Annotated in this window: 23 protein-coding genes; 3 read left to right on the forward strand and 20 right to left on the reverse strand. The window is 38.2% G+C overall.

All coding sequences use genetic code 11. The features are described from left to right. Positions 1–27: 27 nt before the first annotated feature. The 4 genes from LRL21_RS14710 to LRL21_RS14725 all read right to left on the reverse strand — a co-directional run bounded on the left by LRL21_RS14710 (position 28) and on the right by LRL21_RS14725 (position 2,505). Positions 28–201, reverse strand: coding sequence for a hypothetical protein (locus tag LRL21_RS14710; RefSeq protein ID WP_240416548.1), 174 nt, complete (start codon positions 199–201; stop codon positions 28–30). A gap of 67 nt (positions 202–268) precedes the next feature. Continuing rightward, a complete protein-coding gene (locus LRL21_RS14715) occupies positions 269–1,681 on the reverse strand; it encodes a DNA cytosine methyltransferase (RefSeq protein WP_240416549.1) in 1,413 nt (470 codons plus the stop codon). An 81-nt stretch (positions 1,682–1,762) separates the two neighbouring features. Beyond that, positions 1,763–1,981, reverse strand: a complete 219-nt coding sequence (locus LRL21_RS14720; RefSeq protein ID WP_240416550.1) for a hypothetical protein — start codon at positions 1,979–1,981, stop codon at positions 1,763–1,765. Further along, positions 1,978–2,505 carry a hypothetical protein gene (locus LRL21_RS14725; RefSeq protein ID WP_240416551.1) on the reverse strand — a complete coding sequence of 176 codons (528 nt, stop codon included), beginning with the start codon at positions 2,503–2,505 and terminating at the stop codon, positions 1,978–1,980. Before LRL21_RS14725 ends, LRL21_RS14720 begins: the two co-directional genes overlap by 4 nt. A gap of 1,158 nt (positions 2,506–3,663) precedes the next feature. On the opposite strand from LRL21_RS14725, the gene LRL21_RS14730 reads away from it, so the two are divergent. Further along, the gene (locus LRL21_RS14730; protein WP_240416552.1) at positions 3,664–3,987 is read left to right on the forward strand and encodes a hypothetical protein; all 324 of its coding nucleotides are present in this window, start codon (positions 3,664–3,666) and stop codon (positions 3,985–3,987) included. Positions 3,988–4,258: 271 nt separating this feature from the next. Here the strand turns inward: LRL21_RS14730 and LRL21_RS14735 are convergent, their stop codons facing one another. The 11 genes from LRL21_RS14735 to LRL21_RS14785 form a co-directional block, all read right to left on the reverse strand. Then, positions 4,259–4,480, reverse strand: a complete 222-nt coding sequence (locus LRL21_RS14735; protein WP_240416553.1) for a hypothetical protein — start codon at positions 4,478–4,480, stop codon at positions 4,259–4,261. Further along, positions 4,480–5,604, reverse strand: coding sequence for a hypothetical protein (locus LRL21_RS14740; RefSeq protein WP_240416554.1), 1,125 nt, complete (start codon positions 5,602–5,604; stop codon positions 4,480–4,482). Before LRL21_RS14740 ends, LRL21_RS14735 begins: the two co-directional genes overlap by 1 nt. An 87-nt stretch (positions 5,605–5,691) precedes the next feature. Further along, complete coding sequence (locus LRL21_RS14745) at positions 5,692–6,339, reverse strand: hypothetical protein (RefSeq protein ID WP_240416555.1); 648 nt, start codon at positions 6,337–6,339, stop codon at positions 5,692–5,694. A gap of 924 nt (positions 6,340–7,263) precedes the next feature. Continuing rightward, positions 7,264–7,608, reverse strand: a complete 345-nt coding sequence (locus LRL21_RS14750) for a hypothetical protein (RefSeq protein WP_240416556.1) — start codon at positions 7,606–7,608, stop codon at positions 7,264–7,266. 529 nt (positions 7,609–8,137) lie between these two features. Then, a complete protein-coding gene (locus LRL21_RS14755; RefSeq protein WP_240416557.1) occupies positions 8,138–8,311 on the reverse strand; it encodes a hypothetical protein in 174 nt (57 codons plus the stop codon). Between the two features lie 159 nt (positions 8,312–8,470). Further along, complete coding sequence (locus LRL21_RS14760; RefSeq protein WP_240416558.1) at positions 8,471–8,683, reverse strand: hypothetical protein; 213 nt, start codon at positions 8,681–8,683, stop codon at positions 8,471–8,473. Between the two features lie 194 nt (positions 8,684–8,877). Further along, positions 8,878–9,270, reverse strand: coding sequence for a hypothetical protein (locus LRL21_RS14765; protein WP_240416559.1), 393 nt, complete (start codon positions 9,268–9,270; stop codon positions 8,878–8,880). Between the two features lie 337 nt (positions 9,271–9,607). Further along, a complete protein-coding gene (locus tag LRL21_RS14770) occupies positions 9,608–9,961 on the reverse strand; it encodes a BRCT domain-containing protein (RefSeq protein ID WP_240416560.1) in 354 nt (117 codons plus the stop codon). An 81-nt stretch (positions 9,962–10,042) separates the two neighbouring features. Beyond that, entirely contained in the window at positions 10,043–10,210 is a 168-nt protein-coding gene (locus LRL21_RS14775) for a hypothetical protein (protein WP_240416561.1), read from the reverse strand. A gap of 346 nt (positions 10,211–10,556) precedes the next feature. After that, positions 10,557–12,566 carry an NAD-dependent DNA ligase LigA gene (ligA, locus tag LRL21_RS14780; RefSeq protein WP_240416562.1) on the reverse strand — a complete coding sequence of 670 codons (2,010 nt, stop codon included), beginning with the start codon at positions 12,564–12,566 and terminating at the stop codon, positions 10,557–10,559. Positions 12,567–12,819: 253 nt separating this feature from the next. Then, entirely contained in the window at positions 12,820–14,235 is a 1,416-nt protein-coding gene (locus LRL21_RS14785) for a 5'-3' exonuclease (protein WP_240416563.1), read from the reverse strand. A gap of 263 nt (positions 14,236–14,498) precedes the next feature. Here LRL21_RS14785 and LRL21_RS14790 point away from each other — a divergent pair, with 263 nt between their 5' ends. Next, positions 14,499–15,548 carry a hypothetical protein gene (locus LRL21_RS14790; protein WP_240416564.1) on the forward strand — a complete coding sequence of 350 codons (1,050 nt, stop codon included), beginning with the start codon at positions 14,499–14,501 and terminating at the stop codon, positions 15,546–15,548. Positions 15,549–16,696: 1,148 nt separating this feature from the next. Continuing rightward, complete coding sequence (locus LRL21_RS14795) at positions 16,697–17,074, forward strand: hypothetical protein (protein WP_240416565.1); 378 nt, start codon at positions 16,697–16,699, stop codon at positions 17,072–17,074. Between the two features lie 461 nt (positions 17,075–17,535). On the opposite strand, the gene LRL21_RS14800 is transcribed toward LRL21_RS14795, so the two are convergent. The 5 genes from LRL21_RS14800 to LRL21_RS14820 all read right to left on the reverse strand — a co-directional run bounded on the left by LRL21_RS14800 (position 17,536) and on the right by LRL21_RS14820 (position 21,844). Further along, entirely contained in the window at positions 17,536–18,789 is a 1,254-nt protein-coding gene (locus tag LRL21_RS14800) for a hypothetical protein (RefSeq protein WP_240416566.1), read from the reverse strand. A 56-nt stretch (positions 18,790–18,845) separates the two neighbouring features. Further along, entirely contained in the window at positions 18,846–19,055 is a 210-nt protein-coding gene (locus tag LRL21_RS14805; protein WP_240416567.1) for a hypothetical protein, read from the reverse strand. A gap of 188 nt (positions 19,056–19,243) precedes the next feature. Beyond that, a complete protein-coding gene (locus tag LRL21_RS14810) occupies positions 19,244–20,557 on the reverse strand; it encodes a CHC2 zinc finger domain-containing protein (protein ID WP_240416568.1) in 1,314 nt (437 codons plus the stop codon). A gap of 277 nt (positions 20,558–20,834) precedes the next feature. After that, complete coding sequence (locus tag LRL21_RS14815) at positions 20,835–21,386, reverse strand: NYN domain-containing protein (RefSeq protein WP_240416569.1); 552 nt, start codon at positions 21,384–21,386, stop codon at positions 20,835–20,837. Continuing rightward, positions 21,383–21,844 carry a hypothetical protein gene (locus LRL21_RS14820; protein ID WP_240416570.1) on the reverse strand — a complete coding sequence of 154 codons (462 nt, stop codon included), beginning with the start codon at positions 21,842–21,844 and terminating at the stop codon, positions 21,383–21,385. The genes LRL21_RS14815 and LRL21_RS14820 overlap by 4 nt, the downstream gene beginning before the upstream one ends. Positions 21,845–22,078 lie beyond the last annotated feature (234 nt).

Consider the following 22,078-nt stretch of genomic DNA (forward strand, 5'->3'; position numbering starts at 1 on the left):
ACAACCTCCTGAAATATGATAAATGTTTTAACTATTGTGGAGTCGTTCTGCCATTTCCACATAGCATCCAATTCCATGCTCTATGCTATAATAGCAGCCGCCATTTAAGCCTTTGCAGGCGGATACCACTTGCTCTTTTGAATCGAATGAATCAATGACTTCATCCCGATTATCCGTCACATTACTATCTCGATACACCATAAGTGTCAACTATTTCTTTGACCTTGTATCCCGGTTCTGTTGAGTCTTTATAATTTTGAAATGACTTTTATAAAATAAATTCCAATTGACCTGTTTTGTTCTGCATTACAGCAGGTACTGGTTTTTTCATGATTTTCTTACGAGCAAGGCTACCCATAAGAGCGACAGCTAATTCGACCCCGATAGCACAAGCCAATAATCCACAAACTCCCTGGCCTATAAGTTGGGTTCTCTGTGTTTCCGTAATATGTTCAGGAAATTCAAACTCATGAGGAATATTCATAAATCTCAAAAGTTCATCACTCGTAAAATACCGATAATGAATGCCGTCAGGATGTCGAAAGTAGCTACTAGTGATATTTGTTCTTCTATATGAGGAGAGAATGGCATTCATGCGAGTAGATTCAAGATCAACTAGTGTATGTGTTGTTTTAAAATTGTTGGATTCACTTTTTTTTGTAAAAATCTTCTCAATCGGACTTCCCTCGATCTTGAACCATTCTCCTGCAGTCTCCCATTCTTTACCTACCACTTGACCTACAGTCGTACGAAACCGCTCTGGTATCCTTGGTACTTCTGGCCAGCAAAAGTCCGTTTGTTCCTTCGTAGCTACTGCAAATCCCCGTGGTCTCGAACAAACCGCTCCAAAATCAGCAGAATTCAGCTTAGATTCATACCAATAAGAGAACCCCGCTGCCGTGAGTAAGGACCGTAATTGCCTGTAACTTCTAGATTGATAGTATAAGGGAACTTGTTCAATAACTATTGCCTGACAGCCCATCGACCATACTAAGCGGGCATAGTGAGGACCCAGTCCGGAAATTGCTCCTAGGCTTCTCTTCCCAATTAAGGTGAACTCTGTGCAAACTGGAGACAGCCAGCACACGTCAGAGGCACTAATCCAAGCTGGACTAATAAACTTCATATCTCCCCAAAGAGTAACTCCAGATCTATTGTTGAACCGAAAAGTGTCAATTGCGAGTGGATCTATGTCAAGGCCCCCTACCGATTCAAAAAGGCCGGTTCCATGTACAAGTGCACTTGTCGCCAAACCCGGGCCCGATGGCAAACTAAACAAACGGATTTTCGAAAGTTTATCTCCTCGTAGAGGAGTATCCTCTGTAATAAAGGAAACATCGTAAGTTAATTGCTCTTGCGTAACCACAATCTCTCCGTCCTTAATTAGGATATCGATTCGCTCCCGTGCACGTAACACCTTCGAGATGTCACGATTAGCACGATCAAAAAAAGGTCGCGGTTCCGGCCATCCAGTCCGCATTCTCCGAGATATGATGCCATCAGCCTCTTCATCTTCAGTTTTTGTTACGATTACCTTTGTCTTCTCGATACGGATATGAACCCGATCCGCAACCGAGAAACCAGCTTCCTCAAGCAGACCACACTCGAATATCAATCTCGTGTGTCCATCTTTCTCAGATGTTTTTATATTTCGCACCATTTTAATATGATTATTATCCATTCATAACATGCTCCTCTTCCTTCATACAGAATGAAAATTAAAAAGCCGGCCGCTTCCTTACTAAGCGTCCGACCGATGAAATTACATTTGAGTTACTGTAGACTTAGAATGCGTGAGAAGCGCTTCGATGAGCTCTTTACATCCAGATAACAATCCACCCTGTTTAATGAAGTCCTTGGCACGTCCAGCAGCTTCACTAAACGGGATTTTTTCAGAAACACCTGTACCATTTACGGTATATAACACATGTTCGTTCGATTTTGGTACACGTCGAACAAAGGCAAAAGGTGTTTTCTTCATGTTACGTCGCCTATAACGGCCAAAACACGTATATTTCCGTCCTCTTCTTTTGATTCCTCTGGAAAAAAAGGTTCATTACTTTCATTGCTAACCCACAAGAACCGATAGTTCATGAGGTCAGGGTATGTTGGGTCTGCTTTATCTACCATTGCCTGAATAAGAATTACCATTTCCTCAGCGGGTATTTGTTGTTGGAGTACAAGTCGTAAGAAATCTGTGGTGATATAGGTTTCACCTGCATTATTCTGAATGAGTACGCGATCGATTATGCCAGGTCTGAATATCCGGTGTTCGGGCTGTATCTCACAGAACCCGACCGACTTTCTGTCAAACGGAATGCCTTGTTCGATCAGAAACTCTTCAAGATCCGAGAACTCACCATTTATTGCCTCAGCATCTTCAAATTGATAGACGTTTTCAAATTCTTCAAAATGTCCACCAATCAACGAATTCATTCTTTCCCAAATACGTTTTGGATACCTTCCTTTTACAATCTCAATAGTTCCTTGCATAAGATCTGCCATGAAACAACACACTCCTCTATAATTTTTATTTGCGGCAAGCATGATTCGGATTAACATTATTGCTCTGGAAAAAGGCATCTTTTACCTTAACCAAATACTGTGCTTCATTGTCAACTCACATTCAGCAAAATATTGTTGCTTTCAATTCCAAAAGATTTCGATACTCCAAACTCGATGATTGCGTAATGAGCTCATTAACATTAAGTTTAGATTTTTCAGTTCCATCCCGTCATTTAATTACTTCACCTCAATTCAGCATGAATTTCTAAAAAAGTTTCTAAAAAAGAGCACAAAAAAATCGCGCTCTAAATCAAAAAGACCCACTTATCTCGAATTTGTCATTCAGGACAATTGGCCACTTTAATTTAAAGTGCGATTAATAGTACTCTCATAAATATCCCACAAGCGCTTGCTAGGGACGGAAAAAATTGTTGTTTAGGATTATATCATACCATCTTTCATCCCTAAGAAAAAGAAAAATAAATCTATTTTTTTTAAGCTTATATTTTGCATAACTCTATTTGAAGGTTGTATATTAAAACAAGATATAGGACTACTTTAGTCTCATTGGATTTTATGTTGGATGATTATGGAGAAAAATTATGGCTCATCGGATTATGTGGAGGAGTAAGAATACCTCGCTAATTCATTTTTTCAAAATAATGTTGAAATGATATAAGGAGACACTTTATGTTTGAGGCAATTAGTTCACTGATTGAAGAGGAAGATTGGAAAATGCAAATTTGGAGAGAAAGATACGATAGTAAAAAATATTTGGTAATGGCCTCAAGAAGACATATTTGATCAAATTAGAGATATCAGCACCCGGTCGGATTTCCAAGCATCGAATTATCTTCGTTCTTTTACAGAGGTGGTTCATGGCTGCCTGTAATGAACGATGATACACTTGAGGGTTAGAAGTAAGCGATCAATAGTTCGGCTTAGCTATTGCTGTGGATGAAAACGATGCTACTCTTTTAGGTCACAATAATCTTCTAGAATAAATGGAAATTGTAACTTCGTTTCCACTATTCCGAATATCCAATTAAAAATGGCTCTTCGGATTTTATGGTGTTATGACTAATAGACGCAATCCATTATTTGAAGAAATGGATACAAGTGTAGTAAAGCAAGCTGCGGATTAGAGAGGTGGGCAAATTGAAACAGGAAGAATTAAGAGAAGTGTTAATAATGCATGCAGACGAACATCTTTATGCATTGCAAAACTCTGAATCATACGGCAGTTCGGAATCTCCATCAGTATATAAAACTAGAGGAGTTTTGGACGGGATTTGTATAGTCACGGGAATTAATTATACCGTTGAAAAAAGATGGAAAATAATATTTTTAAAGAAAAATGGCAAACCGTGGTTCACGTACACATTAGAAGATATGACGGAAGAAGATGCGGACGAAATAATGGAGTATAGGAAAAGACGACAAGGAGAAGAATCGGAACTTTACTCTAAAATCTTTTGTTAGAAAAGTTAATTTCATGCTCATCCCGATCACTCTGGAAATATTACAGTCAGGGCAAAATCGCTTTGTCGTACACTCATCAATTTTGAATTTGCAAAACTAAACTTGCAACAACTGGTGCAGGTTCATGCACTGATTGAGAGTTTTGATTGACCGAATTGTTATGGAACGACCGCATTACCAGCACATAATGCGGCAGCCGTGGTAAGAATCTACTATTAACTACCCCTATTACCATTATGTAATACCAACTATCTAGACGAAAGAACCCCTTCTATTCTAGCGAGGGTTCTTTCGTTTCAGCAAAAGTTTTTTCAATCTCTTTCAATCTCCACAAGTACTTATTCTGAATTTCTACTATTGAAGCTGCTTCATTAGATGTAATCGTTTTTCCAGAAGCCATTCCATCGGATCTCTTACGCAATGGACGCGATCGGACGATATCGTTAATAAGGTCCTCTTGAGCTTTCATTTGCATAAAAGTTAATAAGCTCATTAAGACCCCTCCTTTAACAACATTCCTCTTTCATTCAAATGAAGACAAATAACTTTTATCAACCGATACAACTGCTTCGTTCTAATGAGTTCTCTCAATTCGGCTTCCGTCTCTGAATCAAAATGAAAGTTATAGACGTAAGTTTGACCATTGATATCGAGCCTGTAGCTATCCACGAAGCGGCCTGAAGACCAGCTACTTAGCTCCATCATCGTATTATTTATGATTACTCTGACGGATGACCAACTCTGCATCTGGGGCTCATTTAAATTAATGATCCGAGGTGATGTGGAATTCCCCTGCTCGTAAACACGAACCAATTGTTTGTCCATTAATTGATAAAGGGAAAAGTCTGAAATAACTCGTAAATCGTATGGATTGAATAAACCATCCTCATGTCGAATACGATACAGGAAACTGATACAAAAATTATAAATTTTAAGGGTATGTTTACTATTAATGACTAACCGATCAAACACTTCATTGAGTTCCTCCAATTCCTTTTGCAATAGATTGCATTCGTTTTGGTAATCACTCAACTCTGTGATTTTATTCGTTAATTCATCAACATTTCTCTCGAAACTTGCACGTATCTCAGTAATTTCTTGTCCACGTCTGGCCGACACGATGATGATTTCATCTCGAATCCATTGGTATAAGGAATGGAAACTAAACTCATTCATTTGCAGATAAGGTAAAAACATCTCGTATTCACCTTTTCGCTTTAGACGATACACTCTGATATCAAAGGCAGCGCTACCGATCTCACTCATATCCATGAGAATAAAATGAACTTTCAATACGATCCAAAGTATCGGCAAAAGCCATGCTGCAATGCTTGTCCAATCAAACTGAAAAAACCAAGCAAAAAATGCATAACCTACCCATCCTAGATACGTAGAAACCGCTGACCTTATAACCATCTTAAATGTCGATACATCGTCCGGTCTTGGACCACTAAATCCTTTAAAATCGATTAGAGCTTTAATTAATGCCGACACCATCCACGATCGGCTGGACACATTCATATGATATTGATAGTTTCGCCTCAAAGGCAATAGCTTTGAATCAAACGATTGCTGTAGTGCTTCTAATGAAGCAACATATCCTTCGCCTCTAGACATTGAACATTCCTCTTCCCCTTTATATTCATAAATGAAAAAGAGAAGTGGTTTGATATCCTAGATATCCCCACCTCCCTCCAGTATTATTTAAGCTACTTCCTTAATGAGATCAGCATATTCCTCAGGAATGTGTGCTGCCATTCCGTTTATATTGGGATCACTTCCGTAAAATCCCCAACAACTATCTATGTGATTTCCTTCGTTGTCCTCTATGATGTACCCATATATATCACCAAGCAAGTATTGGTCATAAGTTGCTACTTCACCTCTGAGAACAGAAAGAACTCTCTCTCGGATTTCTGTTGTAACCCGTTTCACCCCATACTCTTTCCGAATATCTTTTTTACTCACATATATCCATCCTAATTGTCCCGAATCCCAAGGGCATGAATAAGGTGTCGTCTGAATCATCAAGTTTCCATGATCGTAACCGTATATAGGAAGGATCACATATTGTCTTTCCAGCACTCCCAAAAGATCATTCCGAGATTTGCCTTGGGAACTTATGCGATGGTAAGTCTCTTCAGTGAGATCCATTTCTTCCAGTAAATAGATAAAAAATGAATCAGCATCTACATGATTATGTTCATCCCCGACATTGTATCGACGATGCCAGCAGACCATCGTTCCTAAATTATCCAATTCGATTCGCGGACTAATCACATCCGTATCATACTCAATCTTTAAGACAGCTTTTTCATTTTGAGACTTTTTGTAAACGTTATTATTAGACATACGATTTTCCTCCTGAACGTAGAAAAGAGCAATATATGACCACTTTTTTTGGTCCTTATCGCTCTTTCTCAAATAAAATGGTATCAAAAACATTTGCAGTCGATTTATGAATAAATACGGATTTCTATAATACACTTTCAGCAGATACGAGTGAGGTACGCGAATTAAGACAATAAGAAAAAAGAGCAAGCAACCAGAAAACAGTTGCTTGCCCCTTACTTGAAAGTCCGCTTAGAAGTGCATCTCTCCTAAACGAAATTGATAATTACTTCATGACAGAACCGGTAATAATCACCTTCTTGTTTTTAGCAGCGAGAATGCGTTGGATACGGGATTGAGCTAGAATTAATTCAAGACGATTGAACATAGGTATTGCCTCCTTGGATTTTGGTATGGGTTGTGAAAGTGAGAAATGCAAAAAACACCCACTTTTCAAAAAGACCAATCATTCCAAAGGAATGTCTACAATGTAGATTTTGGTCACCTTGAAAAACAGGTGTTTGGTTAAAATAATGGTAAAAGTCTCTTAAGACCCTGGTCAGAGACAAAAGTAAAAAAGATTTAATATATGGATTATAACACAGGCGATTTGAATTGAAAAGAGGGCTACATCAGCCCCATCTCGATCTATCAAAAAGTGTTTCTGATATTGGCTCATTCAGTGAAGAGCATCTTTTGTTCGTCGCTTATATGATCATGCACCTTGCCTTGCTTGGGAGTATTCGTTCAATCATATGGAGATAGTCTTAAATTTGGATTGTAAAAATAAGATAAAAAACGCTGATGAAAGGGTCAACCCGTTGACGGTGTATACCGCTATTCGAGATTGATCACTTTCAATAAGCGCTTGTCCATTCTTTGTTTTCTCTACGTTTTGGGTGTACTCTAAATTGGAGAGGAAGAGGCAGTCCTCTTCCAATCATGCTACTTACTAATTTTAATCCAATTAAAGGGAACAATAGATTCCTTTAGCGCAGTTTCCATACTCTTATGAACCCAATCCTCAGAACACTCACCTTCGAAGATCAGTTTAATGTCAAAGTCATATATGACTTCTTCACCATCTCGAACTATATTCATGACTTCCATTTCTATTGTTATAATTCTTCGTCCGTTTTCTTTAATTGTTTGAAGCCGCTTCAAAAATTCATCTAACAATAGACTGTGATCCATTTTTTTATGTAGTGAGAAATGAAAATGCACATTGAATTCGATTTCTTCTTCGCCCATCATAGAAGACCATTGTATTTTACTATGCTTCCTTACCACTCTATCTTCCCCCCTAGAATACACTCCGCATGGGTATTATAACATAGACTTGAAAAGCGATGTATATGGATAAATATACCTCGTTTATTGCTATCTAATATTCCCCTTTCTCATGCAAATAAACGGTTTGTATGTGAAAAAAGACATATCTATGTATGTATGTTTCATTCAAGAGATTTCCCCTCGGGAACAAACATACCAGTAGATGTGCCTATGAATGATCCTCGACGTTTGAATTAACCAAGATTTTACCTTGTAAATAAGTCAATAGTACCATGTATAAAGAAAGATTGAAAGATTAATTTCACAAAATGTTCATGATTCTCTCTTGCATGATTGAATAAAAAAAGAGTCGGTAATCCGACTCTTTTGAAAATCTTTGATCCCTATTCTAAAATTCGATTAAGATCTCGATGACCCATTATATTTATAGGGTATTCGGATTTTCGTGTTGAAATAATTGGGTAATCGGATTTTATGGTGGAGACCGATGATTCAATTTCCAACCAATCTAACATAATATCTACTTTCAGGACTCTTCCTCAATATCGAATGTGCCTAGTTCGATTTGTTCTATCACATCACTGAAAGCACTTGCTTGACCATGATACATTGAGGAATTAAGCAGATTCTCGGCATTTGTCATGCTATCTTTTTCTTTGATGGACAACCACTCTAACAACTTTTCTTTATCTATCTGCATAGTTGATATGTCTCCTTTTTATTTCCTTATTCTTGAAATAATGGTTTTCGGACTATTGCCATTCCACCATAAAATCCGAAGAGCCAAATAATTATAAAAATTAAACCTAATTTTGCTTTATCTTCGAAGTGTTCAGCAAAATTTAACATTTCATAGGCTTTATAATTCAAGATACTTTTCTATTACTTCGTAACCTTGTAACTGAAATATATGTTTACTTCCTCTATTCCCTCTATATAGAGGAAATCCATTTTCTAAACCCGCAAAAACGAAAATATTTCCTTCGCAGTCGGCTATTTTATAAGCCATTCCACAACTATTAATTTCTTTATTTATCCTTGTTTCAATTTCCTTGTCATTGTTTTTATACATGTTTATTCTCCTTTAAAATACAGTTTTTAATCTACTGCACAATTTGGGTCTAATACTCAATGTTTCGGATACAGCGTTGTTCAGAAATTTCAACACACTAATCCGAATAGCCTATTTATATTGGCTTGAATTTTCACAAATATAAAATGAATTGATAAGTGCTTGCTCGTGACTTCCGCCAATGTTGAGGCATCTTAGCTCTCCTCCTCAACAGTCGAAGCAGCACCGACCATGCATAATCGCATCATTCGATGCAACTCCCTGATGAGACTCACTCTATCGCCTAACAATGAAAAGGTTTCTAGCTGGGCTAGTTCCATTGCAGTAAATAGCAATTTGTTCAGAATCATCGATATCTTCTTCTCTTCTATCGTTATAGGAGAAAGTAGAACACCTACAGCACTCTGTCCAACTTTGACGATATCAGTTGAAACTACTCCTGTAAAAAAGTAAAAGTGGTTCATAAAATTAAATTCTACTTTATCCTCCGGTGCATATTGCAACTTTTCAATGTTCACCAACCGTTCTTTTGCCTTTTGAAGTAGCTCCAATTTTTTTGACATTGCTTCTTGTCTTGTAAATGACATTTTCCTTCACTCCTCAATTTGGGATAATAAAAAATAATACTTTCCCTCTCTGACATCGGAATGCAAAAAAACGCAAATCGTTGGGATACCATTTCATCAATATAGCATGATGAATTGTTCACTAACGAAGTGCGTTTTATACCGACTATCCTTACGCCGCTTGGCCAGGATCAGAGAGTGAAGTATTTGATAATATCATACTATCATTTTCAATACGAGTTTACAATGTTACCCTATTTAAACAAAATCCCGCATACGTAAAAAGAATTAGGATCCTTTTAAGATCATTGTAATCTCCTTCATGACACCTTTCTCAAATGAGAACGAGTTTCCAAGTTCATGAAAGACCTAACCACCTACGGAACACGTTTTCTGTCATTATCCTAATTTCGAGGCTCTGCGCTTTTTTAAGCTTATTACCCGCATTTTCGCCAGCAATAACAAAATCAGTTTTTTTGGATACACTACTCGAAAGTTTCGCACCTGTATCTTCCAAGAGTTTTTCAGCCTGATGACATTCCATCTGACTTAAAGTACCGGTAAGGACTACTGTCTTGCCAGTAAAGGAGTATCCTGGTAAACGACCTTTTCGACATTCCTTGGCAATACCCCCCCGCTCACTTAATTCAGCAAGGTGAAATTGCTCATCAGGATCTGCGAAGAAAGAAATGATTTGCTCAGCTACACCCACTCCTATATAAGAGTAAAGCAGAAGGCATTCAATTCCTGCAGTCGATATCTCAGTGAGATTTTCAAAAGATCTTGCAAGAACCTATGCTGTAGACTTCCCTACGCCATTGATTCCCAGAGCAAAAATAAAACTCTCCAGCTCTGGTGATTTACTTGCTTCGATAGCGGAAAGAAGATTCGAAGCCTTCTTATTTCCAAAACCATTGATCTGCTGAAACGTATCCATCGACAAATCATAGATTTGGCTCACAGTCCGTACGTTCAACACCTGATAAATTTGTTCAGATGTAGATTACAATTACAAACACACTTTTCCGCTGATACTCAGAGTCTCCTCCTACAGTTGATTTTCGATTGCAGGACGCAAAAAAAATGCACGCCCTTTCGAAGTACCAATACCCAAATGAATGGGAAGTAACTGCATAGTGGCAGAATTGGTCACTCGAAAGAGAGTGCATTGCTTAACATTTGAATGGACTCATGAAGCGCGAGCTAGAGTCGATGGAAAAAATCATAAGGTATAGACTCACTTTAACATTATTGTGAAATAATGAAAAGGGATCTAACTAATTGGTAGATCCCCAGCTTGATTTATCTTATTTACGATCGATTAAGACCATGAACTCATCGTCCAACACGACTCGAACACCAATTTCCTGAGCCTTCGTTAACTTGCTACCGGCACTTTCACCACAGATTACCATATCCGTCTTCTTTGAAACACTACCACTCACTTTGGCCCCAAGGGACTCAAGAAGAGCAGTCGCATCGTCCCGACCCATACTGGATAGAGTGCCGGTGACGACAACAGTCTTTCCACTAAAGACACTATCCGTTGCCACTACTTTTTTTTCCTTTACTGGATTACAACCGGCTACTTTTATCATCCGAATGATTCCTAAATAGACTGGATCTTGGAAGTACGTAACAATACTTTCAGCTGAAATAGTACCCACATCCGGCAGCCCTATCAGTTGTTCTACCGTAGCTTCCCTCAGTTCATCAATTGTACCGAACTGATCTGCTAGCATTTTAGACATGGTTTTCCCTACATTTGGAATTGCCAATGCATGAATCAGATTCCAAAGGGGCATTGTTTTACTCTTTTCGATTGCTTTAAGTAAATTACTTGCCTTCTTTTTCCCAAACCCTTCAAGCCCAATTAGATGTTGTTCTTGGAGATCATAGAAATCACCAGGATGACGAACACCAACCTGATCATGTAACAATTCGGCCGTATTCTGACTAAAGCCCTCAATGTCCATGCAGTCGCGGGATGCATAATGTGTAAGCCAACCTACCTTCTGCGGCTTGCAACTCCATTTATTATCACAGAAGTGATGAGCACCCCGTCTAACCAATTTGAAACCACAAGAAGGACAGTGTGTGGGAGTAAGGATCTCTTCCCCCTCCTGCTCAGCGGATGCCTTACCCAGAATCTCCGGAATAACATCGTTCGATCTGCGAATTAATACTTGAGTACCGAGGCCGAACTTAAGCCCCTTTCGCTCGATGTCATCTTCATTATTCAGAGTAGCCTTAGTTATAGTGACACCACCCAAATTTATCGAAGATAAGCGAGCTACCGGGGTTAACTTACCTGTTCGGCCCACTTCCCAGTTTACTGAAATCAACTTTGTCGTTACCTCTTCGGCTTCAAATTTATAAGCCAGAGCCCAACGAGGAAATTTTTGAGTATATCCGAGTACTTCTCTTGTTCGCATATCTGCAATCTTGATTACTGCACCGTCAATAAGGAAATCTAAGGTTGGGCGTAACTGTACAAGTAGACTCAAGTGAACGAGAACTTCATCAATCGTCTTGAAATACTCTACATGTGGACTAACCTTAAATCGGTTGATTTTCAAAAAGTCATGCATTTCACCATGGTTTGAAAATAGGTCTTCTTCAATATGACCTACATTGTAAAAATACGCTTGTAATCCTCGTTTTGCCGTCACCTCAGGATCAAGATTTCTAAGTGCTCCCGCAGCAGCATTACGTGCATTTTTTAGGGGCTCTTCAGCATTTAAGTTATACGCCTCAAGTTGGCTTAAATGCATGACACCTTCCCCTTGCACTTCGATTCGACCTTCATACGGTATTCGAAGTGGAATGGATCGAATGGTCCGGGCTTGGCTCAAGATAATTTCTCCAGAGATGCCGTTGCCACGCGTTGAAGCCTGCACCAACTCTCTTCCCTCATACGTAAGATTAATCGTAAGGCCATCAAACTTTAGCTCTACATAATACGTCGGATCTGGGAGTGGTGTAAGGGGATACTGCGAATTGTATTCCTTTATTAATTTGGTGATCCTTTGTTCCCAAGCTTGTACATCTTGATGATTGTTACCCTTATCCAAACTCCACAGCGGTGATAAGTGCTTGTGTTGTTGGAAACCCTTCAATGTTTGTCCACCTATCCGCTGTGATGGAGAATTTGGATGAACGATACCTGTCTTTTGTTCCAGTTCCAAAAGTTCATCATACAGGCAATCGTATTTCAAATCATCGATTTCCGGTTTATCCAGTGTGTAATACATATAATTATGGTAGTCGATCAGTTCCATTAGTTCCATCATTCGATTATTCGTTGATACGTTCATTTTAACCACACCTCTTCGTCAATTTTTGTTTGTTTCAATGATTCATACCAAATAACATGCTTTTCCTCTCTGTATGAACACAAAAAAAACACACGTATAAAGGGCTCATAACCGAATAACGGTATTTGCACTCCGGAAACGTGTGTTTTTATCGTAATTCCCTTTTCAGGCGCCTGCCAAAGGGTGAATGTTCATACTAATAGATTTATTTTACCATGCTCCTTTAAAAAAGAGAAGAAGCCCAAATCGGGCTTCAAGTTGCAAAACCTTTTTGCTTAATTTCTAACTCTTCCATTTTGGCCAAGTATCCGTTTCTGTTGATTTTAATGAGAATATCCTCCCATAATATTTCATTCATCTCCGGAATATCCACTTCAATTCGAGCTAAATCTCTGCTCAGTAACCCTAACTCTTTACCCTCTTTTAATTTGTTCTCAAAACGCTGGTTTTTTTGATCAAGGGATCTATTCTCAGCAGCTGCAATGGCTGCTTCCATGCTGCCAAATGAATGTAAAAGACTCATGGCGAATGTGTGTCCAATACCGGCAATACCAGGTATATCATCACTCGGATCTCCGCAAAAACCTTTGTAATCAATATACTGTTGAGGTGTAATTCCCTCATATTTCTGAGTAAACATTTCTAAATCGAATGGTTCATCATCTATTAACTGAACAACATTGTGATCTAAAAGTTGGAAATAGTCTTTGTCATTGCTCCATAGATAACATAAATCATTGATTTCTAAGGACCAACGTTTGGATATACTTCCAGCAAGGTCATCCGCTTCATAGGAATCCACATGGATTTGTTTAATATTCATCGCTTCAAACAATGATTTTGCAGTTTCAATTTGTTCTTTTAGGGATTCAGGTGTTTTCTTACTATCGCGAGAATGTTTGTAAAAATCTGCAAGTTGGCGTCTTCTTAGTGTACTACGTCCTCCTGGTGGATCCCAAAGCACCAAAATGTTAGTCGGAGCAAATTTCCTGATGACTTTAAGTAATTTTTCAGTAAGTGGTTTGATCGCATTTGTAAAAACGCCTTGTGTAGAGCGCATGAGCTCGTGTTCTTCCTTTCCTCTAGAGGACCCATAATAGCACCTCGAAAGAATATTCATTCCATCAATTAATAGAAGCGATGGTGAAGCGGGGAGTTTTATTACCTCTTCCTTTGATCTATTCGGTTCTTCAGCTTCTGTCTTCTTAATGTCCTGTGAAGAGTTTGCCAAAGACTGTATTTCTATTGATACAGACCGAAGGTGCTCTGATGATTGGCTTGGTTGCCATTCTGATTTAATCATTTTAAAGCAAATTCCATCTCCTTTATACAAGACGACCTCGCCCATTAACCTGTACAGAGACTCGAACTCCATTATCTTCTTGTAGATTAAACGGAATGTTTCTCTCACTTGATCAACATCACAACCCACGATCGAAAGTGTGAATATCCCTTCTCTTTCCTGAATTCTCGGAGTCTCGACTTCGCGATAACCGGCCTCACCTGGATGAAGCTCTAATCCAATCATTATCTCCAGCCAACCCGTTTCAGTAATTCGGCCTTTTCTTACGACACCATGAAGATCTTTCCATTGTCGGAGAATGCTTTCAAAGCATGTTCTCAAGCTAGGTCCCGTGGCTTTAATGGGTAATTGCACTTTCAGATTCATAATAACCCTCCTATGGTTAATTTGGACGGCGACCGAAAATACAAAAAGAACCACGAAAAATGGACAAAGAAATGACATTGTCATTTACAAAGACACATTTAACGTGGTTCTTAAATAGAAGCTCGGTTTGTCGCCTGACGCCGAGGAACATAAATAGATTATATTTTGAATGTACCATATTTATTGTGATCTTGCTACTTTTATCAATTTAAAATTGTATAGACCTTCCAGTTTGAATTATAATTATTGCGAGGTGAAACCACATGAATATAAAAAAAATCAGCGTCTCATTCATGATATTCAGTACCATATGTCTTGGCATTATAGCATATCCTACAACCTATGCTATTCAAAAGGCGATTCCCTCCATACAACCCTTTTCGGGTTATATGAAGATGCTTGAATACCTTGCGGATCATAAAACTCTGTGTTTCGTGATTTTACTTACAGTACTATTCACCGGTTCAAAACAGTTATATGCTATAACGGCAAAAGAAATCAAACTTCGACACCTAGACTTGGAAGTGCAAAGGTGGAATTTTACACCTTACATTGCACCTCTTCATCTTTACTATATGTTTTTTCCACAACAGTCATATATCAAATCGAATCGAGCTATTGCTTCTGATTTCACTTATCGTACTACAGTAGATCATTTCCGAAATCGCATTTACTATAATGCCAATTATAATACGTTTGAACCTAATAAACGGCCATCGTTGTTCCTTTTAATAGGTCCGAAGATAATAGCAGAAATTATTGGATACTTTGTCGCTTTTATGTTCTCCCTTGTCACATTATTAAATGACAAGCCAATCTCTGAATGGGATTCCGATTGGCACGTCTTTGCTATTCCCGTATTAATCTTCCTTATACGAAGAGTGTACTATCTGATTAAATCAGTAATGGATTCCGGTGTACGATATAATCACGTGGAAAAATTCTTTAATGATAATTATGGTGAAAAAGAGCCGCGAATAAAGTGGCATGAATTGTACCCAAATCAACAAATTGGTGCCACCATTCTAGATGTCTGGAAAAAGGAATGTGAAATACGCCAACGTCTGTACGATCAATCATATAATCGAGGTGAAAATAAAGTTCTTATTTTCGACTGTCCTTCACTCCCTGAGCGTCCTTTTACCGAGGAAGATATACCAGAATGGGCAGAAGGTTCTGAAGAGCATTATGAGATAATGAAGGAAGAATGGGAAGTCAGAAAAAGGATGAATACTACGGATCAGCTTCCACCAAAACTTGCAGCAAATCCTAAAGTCATTTTCATAACTGAACACAAAAAAAGAAAATGTTAATTCTAAAGACTCTTATGATTATATGTTAGGTACATCACATATGGAAACTTGAATTTTTAAGAAAAGGTGATGCAATTGGGGACTCATTCCAGAAATGAATTAATGGACATTGCGGCTAACAATTATGCAGGAGCATATAGCAGGTCAGTTGTATTCCTTAAAGAAAACTCGTCTGAGTTATACTTTGCAAAGGGATATTTGACAGGTATTTGCACAGCTTTCAAAGTTAATTTTGTAGAAATAATATCACCTTCAACGAGGGAAATTACAAATATTCACTCCCACTATCAGGAAGATAATAGGAAGTTTTTGGAGGTACGATTCAATATTGATTGACTGGAAAGCACGATACACGAAACGAACTTTACGGGCTCTCGTTGACTGAAAATAAAGTCGTTTAAAAATGGCTTGAAAAATACTAGTTTTGAATGACCTGATTCAAGCACTCCAAAAATAAAAGTTGTTTAAAATGGAACCATGCGAGGTGGTTGAATGAAATATCAAGTACCTGTGTGCGTATGTGGCAATGCGTTGAGATACGAGAAAGAAATGACGATTGAACGTATACATCGAATCACAAAACACGGGAAAATTTCAAAGAGATATTCCAGTAAAGACAATCCATTGCATCCCTTGGAGTACCTTTTATGTGATTCATGTAGTAAACGATTTGAAGTAGATTACGACGAGCGAGATCGGATCGTTTGTGGTGAATTACGTTTTTAAACAACTTTATTATGATATTTAAACGACTTTGTTCTAAGATTAAACAACTTTATTACTAAGCGACACTCTCCTTCCAAGAAGGCTGCGAATAGAAACCGTTAGAAGAAACTCCTCAGTCACAAAACTTACAAAGATTAAGAGTTCAGAGAAAATAAAATTGAATAATGGCACTCCTTTTCTTTAACTTGGTTCTTATCTATTAAATTCAGGAGACTGTGCTAATCCCAATAAAGGTGAGCATCGAGAATCCCTTGCGAAAGCGGCTTTGATCGAATCACTGCGTTTAATTATAAGAGGTCCATAGCTGGAATCGGAAACTTCAGCACTCATTGATATTAAACTGCTGCCCTTTGCTATGACTGTATTTCCGAATCAAATAAAGCAGCTGCTTTGAATAATTAAGTTTTAGACTGGAGGCTGGTATGAAAACTTCGATATACATTAAAAACGTAGAAGGCAAATTGTTTGAATTAAGTAATACCACCAAAGAGAAACTTAGTTTGGCTGAAAATTATAATCATACACTAATGAGCTGTGGCAGGTATGACATAATCATTTACAAATTCCGAACGGATCACCCCTTGCTCCCTCCTTGGGAAATAGTTCATAAAAATGATAGTAAAGAGCAAGGACAGGCTATTATCAAGGCAATTAACGACATACTTAAAACTAAGTCCGATCTACTGCATCAGAGACAAGTAATAAAGAAAATGGATCATTCTCAACATTTGATTGCAGAAATAAGTCAAAAATTAAGATCACAATATTTTGAATTAAGCATTGCAGAGTACCTCGTCTAATACTTTATTATTCGCAAACAGCAGCAAAGACCAAACCGTTGGGAAATCCTACAATTACTTGATTTAATTTCGTTTATAAAATTGACGTTTTCTACGAAATGATATAATCTAATAACAAGATAACCTTGCATCGGTTATCTTAAACTCTCTTGTGAGCAATGGGTTGTGAGCAAAGAGCGCAAAAAGCACAAATCGGAAACACAAAAACTCCTCCATAAAATTGGAGGAGCTTTTTGTCTTTATTCGTTACATATTACTTAACAAAATCCATCAATCCTAGCACATGGACGAGTTTAAGGATAGTAAGTATCGTAAAAGCCAATCCTGATATCTTTCTTATCAATTTCTTCGTCTTTTTAACTAATATGATGATTAAAACCAATCCAATGGCTATCAAGATATAAGATGGCGTGTTTAGAAAGAAATTAGTAATCTGTTCCATGTTTTTATCGCTCCCTTATTTAAAATACTGATACAGCTTCAACTGCAAGCGTAGGTGGAATAAGCAACTCCATTTGGACAGATGGACGAAATTCTTCAAGCCCTGCTAAATTTTGAATGTTATAAGCGAAGCATCGTTCTTGTGTCCACTTCTGCTCTGGGTATGTTTCATCCATTTTGATGTGGCCATTCTCTGTAATGATTGTCTTATATCTCCGTCCCATTAATGGCCCTGTTGAGTCGCATTGAAAAATGTGACCCTTGAATATAAGTGGACTACTGCAGCCCAATATATGAAAGCATTGATGTTCACCATACTTCTTCATGAGTGAATTGACGACGTTGTGCCTTTCTTCATCCTTCAAACTCAGAAGCCCTCCAATTGCGATAACATCAAAATCCCTGTCATCGCAAATCAATGCTTCAAGTGCAGATTCAGGAGACTGAGGGTGCCAGATTGGGATAGCCTTAATTCCGCGTTCATACAAATAATTTAAGTTGAACATGGACTCCTCAGGATCTCCTGTTCGATCCAAATTAAAGCTATCAAAAAGTACGTCTTGGTGGCGTAGTATGAATTGTGCATAATCAGCTATTCGAACGGGGTCAACTGATTTACTTTCTAATTTCTGAAGATCAGATATCTGTTTGAACCAAGCCCCGGAGCCTTCTTGCAACTTCAGAATTTTATTTCCAACGGCTTCAATTCGTTTTCGTAAGCGATGCATAGAATACTCTCCCGAGTCTAAAAGAACCTTCAATCCGAGCCTTTTTACATGATAAACCCACGTTTCATGAATATCGGTTCGGAGATTCCAATAGGAGAAAAGGACAAATCGACCTCCGTGCTGATGTATCATCTCAAGGTCTCCGGGCGAGCGTTCGCAACCGGCGACGAAAAATCTTGTCCCTTTTAGTACCAATCTAAGGATCTTATTTTTCCCGAGACTTCTTTTTATCCACGCAAAATCACTTACTTGAATAAATATCATGCGCAGCATTCCCATGAGGAAGCTATTGAATTTATGGAATGACTCAAGCTTTTTGCGAGTAACAGTCCTACGATATAAAAAATACTCAATCGCCTTCCGTATTTTTTCTCTTGGAATTCGTATCACTTCCTTACTTTTTACCGTTTTGAAGAATACAAATCTATCAGTGATTTTTTCTATGAAGTTGGAATTCCCCATACCAGTAATTAACTTCATTCCATATTTCGCTTTCCGAGCGAACAGTCGCTCATGTTCCAATGCTTTAAGTGTGTAGTAATTCATTATTGTTCCTCCTAAAAAACTTGAAATATTTATATTATTGGGATTCCAACTACTGGTTAGAGATTCAGGCTATGCGTGTAGAACTGCTCCGCAAAAATTAGAAGCATTTCAGTGCGCTCATCGGGTGAAAGAGATTCGATAATTCGAATTAATCCATCCAGATCTACGCGTTTAGCTTCCGATTCGGAACAATCGTTGAATAGACTGATCAAGTCAAAGTTCTTTTTTCTAAGTGCGATGAATTCAAAAAAATCCATAGGTATCATTCTCCTTTTCGCCCCCATATCAGGGGGAGTTAAATTCCCCTGATATGGGGTGAAAAAAAAGGGGGAACTACATAAAAATCTCCTAAAAATACAAAGAACCATAAAAATAAGAGCGGAGGATAGCTTCGCTCTTGTTCTCATGAAAGACGCTTCCGCCCTCCTCATTAATTAGAATTATCAAAAAAACACTAGATCACAAACGGTAAACGTTCATTAGTTCTCAGATCGGTCACAACAGGAAGTTTGAAATTTAACAAAAGATCATCTAAACCTTTACCATCATTAGGATTCCAAGCCCAAAGCTCAGTTTGAATATCTTCTTGACTAATGAGCTCTTTACCGAAACTAACAAGTTGTTTAAAAACCTGTTCATTCTTTCCAGTTGGTTTATTTTCGTTGTAGAATGCATCAATATCATAAGCGATTGCTGCTTCCTTTACTCCCCATTTCCTGAGGAGTGGTACGACATCACGAAAGTTACCTACTCCCGGAATGCCAATGACAATCATATTAAGTCGGTCTGAACAGATATAACTCTTATGTTCTCCTTCAATAAGAAGGACTTTTTTGATTAAATAGACATCGTTGAGTTCTGTTCCAGGCTCCCATGTGGCCATAAATTTTGAGGGAGCGACAATATTGATTGGTGCCCCTGATGGTGCCCCTCCCCTTCTTACGAACTTGCCTTCATTCATTGGTGCTGAAGAAAACCAAACGTATTTCTTCTTATCGTCGAAATTAGTTCTTACACGAAGCCTAATAATTCTACCCCTGTCGTCGCGTACAGGAATATAGTATTTCCCAATGGATGAAATTGACCAATACCAATCATTATCATCTTCCGCATTTCCATTTTGACGAAGGAATTGTGTAAATCCAGGAACCCTATCAATCTGGTATCCTTCGGCTTGCAACGTGTCCACTATTTTCCTTACCTGATCCAATGTTTTGGGTATCGAACGGAGTCCTAATACCTCTATTTGTTCTCTTGAATACTGGCGTTTTGGACCAAGCCATTCTTCTAAATGTTCATTGAATACTGGACAAAGATCCAGAAACCTCCGATACGTTCGATCGCAAATATCTGGTGATGCTGCCGGGACTTCAATCATTTTAGGTTCATTCCTTGGTACATATGTTGGCCGTGATTCATCTTGCATAATAGAACCATCTTTGTACTTAATAGGTATGCCCATAAGACTTGCAATGCCCTGAATAGACCGATAAAAATCTTTCTTGGGATCATAGCCATTAAACTGGGACCAACTATAGAAAGTGATTGCATCGCCTCCCGCTCCGCATCCGCCTCCCCCGTAGCACGTGTATATCCCAGTACTGATTTTGATATACGTTTGGGGTGTTTTTTCTTGATGGTTAGGATTTGGACAACCAAGATTCCAATGTGTTCCTGCTCTCTTGATTTGAAAACCTAAAGTTTCTGCAACTTCTTTTACAGAGACCCTTCTAACTAAATCGACTGTTTCTTGAGATAACAACTTCATGTAGTTTCTTCCTCTCCGTTTTTTTTAGTAATGGGTCGTGAAAGAAGCCAAAAAAGGCCATTTAAAGTATCAACAATTCCCTTGTGAGGAGTTAATACCATAAATGGCCATTCTTAGCTTCAAAAGTTGGCTAAAACAAACAGTCCTTGTGCCGCATGGCGGGACCTGATCAATACACTTTGAATACAAAATTATTTTATCACACTCTAAACAAAAAAAGAAGTGCTGCGTATAGGTTGGGTATCCACCTATACGGCACTTCTGTTCCGCGTGCGCGTTATGAAGCGTTGCTCCTTTCGATAATGTGGGATCTATCAATCAATCCGACAATAGATTCTAGTGTCACCACACCATCAGAGGACTCTTTTACAAGTCGAGCAGGCTGTCGTTCACTTATAATAGAAACGACTTTACAATGTCTTCTCGCTCTATCTATGGCTGGAATGAGATCACAATCACCCGATAGTAGAAATATGATATCTGTATTATTCATAGACATATCTACCATGTCTAGTGCGATCTCGACATCAACACCCTTCTCTTGCCAGGAGTTTCCTATCGGTAAACACATTCCTCGATGGACATGAATCCCATCATACTCCAAAGATTTAAAAAACTTAATTCGATTCAAGTGCGCCTTTTCATTGCGATCCCTCGGTGGTATGGCTCCATAGAAATGAAACCCCATTTCTACTCTCCCGTATTCACCTTCGAGAATTTGGGACAAACTCTGGTAAAATACTTTCCATGGTCGAATACCCTCGATCCCCATAGCATGGAGTTGCCCCATAGCATTTATTTCATCAACAAGAATAGATGATTTAATCATATAGCTACCTCTGGACTAAGATATTCAAGTTTCAAATCATGTTGAAGAAAAACCATGGGGTCCAGTGTAAAATCTTCTAACCCCTTTCTTCTCTGCTTGTTCATAATGTTAAGTATCCAATAACCACCTGCATCGCAAGGTAGTGCCGTTACTCGATATTCCATGCTCTCTTTCAGTAAAAATCCGCTAGGATGTTCCTCAAAATGATTATGAAGAATAAGATCTTCCTTTGGAACTATCCCCTCATAACAAAATCCTACTTGAATGTACTTTCCACCTATTAGGTGCTTAAGTTCTCTTAATTTTCTTGTTACGCTTTCAGCACTTACTCCACTCAAAGAACCAATTAATGCATTACCTATGTAGTTATGCCCCTTAAAGCTCCATCCATCTAAACTAAACCTTGGGCTAAAACGTTCTGCATCCATCATACGAATTTGTACCAATGATAATTTCATTTTTAACATTCCTCCTGATATTAAAGTATTAAAAAACAAAAAAACCACCTACTGGGCGTGATTCAACCATGTTACAGGTTAAATAAGCATCAATAGATGGATTCATATAAAAGAAGTTCTTCCCAAGTCGCATGACGAGAAGATAAACAAAAATGGATTATAAGTTAACTATAGCATAATCGAAGCTAAAAGGTAAATCTCAAGCAAAAATACCGAGGAAAATAATATCCTCGG

It is taken from the genome of Paenibacillus periandrae (genome assembly GCF_022458865.1).
Taxonomy (GTDB): Bacteria; Bacillota; Bacilli; order Paenibacillales; family NBRC-103111; genus Paenibacillus_S; species Paenibacillus_S periandrae.

What these genes read in the sequence shown, in the direction of transcription:
- LRL21_RS14755 (WP_240416557.1), bottom strand. Translation starts at nt 8,311, where the DNA reads ATGCAGATAGATAAAGAAAAGTTGTTAGAGTGGTTGTCCATCAAAGAA.
- LRL21_RS14745 (WP_240416555.1), bottom strand. Translation starts at nt 6,339, where the DNA reads ATGTCTAATAATAACGTTTACAAAAAGTCTCAAAATGAAAAAGCTGTC.
- LRL21_RS14795 (WP_240416565.1), top strand. Translation starts at nt 16,697, where the DNA reads ATGAAAACTTCGATATACATTAAAAACGTAGAAGGCAAATTGTTTGAA.
- LRL21_RS14790 (WP_240416564.1), top strand. Translation starts at nt 14,499, where the DNA reads ATGAATATAAAAAAAATCAGCGTCTCATTCATGATATTCAGTACCATA.
- ligA (WP_240416562.1), bottom strand. Translation starts at nt 12,566, where the DNA reads ATGAACGTATCAACGAATAATCGAATGATGGAACTAATGGAACTGATC.
- LRL21_RS14725 (WP_240416551.1), bottom strand. Translation starts at nt 2,505, where the DNA reads ATGGCAGATCTTATGCAAGGAACTATTGAGATTGTAAAAGGAAGGTAT.
- LRL21_RS14805 (WP_240416567.1), bottom strand. Translation starts at nt 19,055, where the DNA reads ATGATACCTATGGATTTTTTTGAATTCATCGCACTTAGAAAAAAGAAC.
- LRL21_RS14810 (WP_240416568.1), bottom strand. Translation starts at nt 20,557, where the DNA reads ATGAAGTTGTTATCTCAAGAAACAGTCGATTTAGTTAGAAGGGTCTCT.
- LRL21_RS14710 (WP_240416548.1), bottom strand. Translation starts at nt 201, where the DNA reads ATGGTGTATCGAGATAGTAATGTGACGGATAATCGGGATGAAGTCATT.
- LRL21_RS14715 (WP_240416549.1), bottom strand. Translation starts at nt 1,681, where the DNA reads ATGGATAATAATCATATTAAAATGGTGCGAAATATAAAAACATCTGAG.
- LRL21_RS14800 (WP_240416566.1), bottom strand. Translation starts at nt 18,789, where the DNA reads ATGAATTACTACACACTTAAAGCATTGGAACATGAGCGACTGTTCGCT.
- LRL21_RS14720 (WP_240416550.1), bottom strand. Translation starts at nt 1,981, where the DNA reads ATGAAGAAAACACCTTTTGCCTTTGTTCGACGTGTACCAAAATCGAAC.
- LRL21_RS14740 (WP_240416554.1), bottom strand. Translation starts at nt 5,604, where the DNA reads ATGTCTAGAGGCGAAGGATATGTTGCTTCATTAGAAGCACTACAGCAA.
- LRL21_RS14785 (WP_240416563.1), bottom strand. Translation starts at nt 14,235, where the DNA reads ATGAATCTGAAAGTGCAATTACCCATTAAAGCCACGGGACCTAGCTTG.
- LRL21_RS14820 (WP_240416570.1), bottom strand. Translation starts at nt 21,844, where the DNA reads ATGAAATTATCATTGGTACAAATTCGTATGATGGATGCAGAACGTTTT.
- LRL21_RS14735 (WP_240416553.1), bottom strand. Translation starts at nt 4,480, where the DNA reads ATGAGCTTATTAACTTTTATGCAAATGAAAGCTCAAGAGGACCTTATT.
- LRL21_RS14760 (WP_240416558.1), bottom strand. Translation starts at nt 8,683, where the DNA reads ATGTATAAAAACAATGACAAGGAAATTGAAACAAGGATAAATAAAGAA.
- LRL21_RS14815 (WP_240416569.1), bottom strand. Translation starts at nt 21,386, where the DNA reads ATGATTAAATCATCTATTCTTGTTGATGAAATAAATGCTATGGGGCAA.
- LRL21_RS14765 (WP_240416559.1), bottom strand. Translation starts at nt 9,270, where the DNA reads ATGTCATTTACAAGACAAGAAGCAATGTCAAAAAAATTGGAGCTACTT.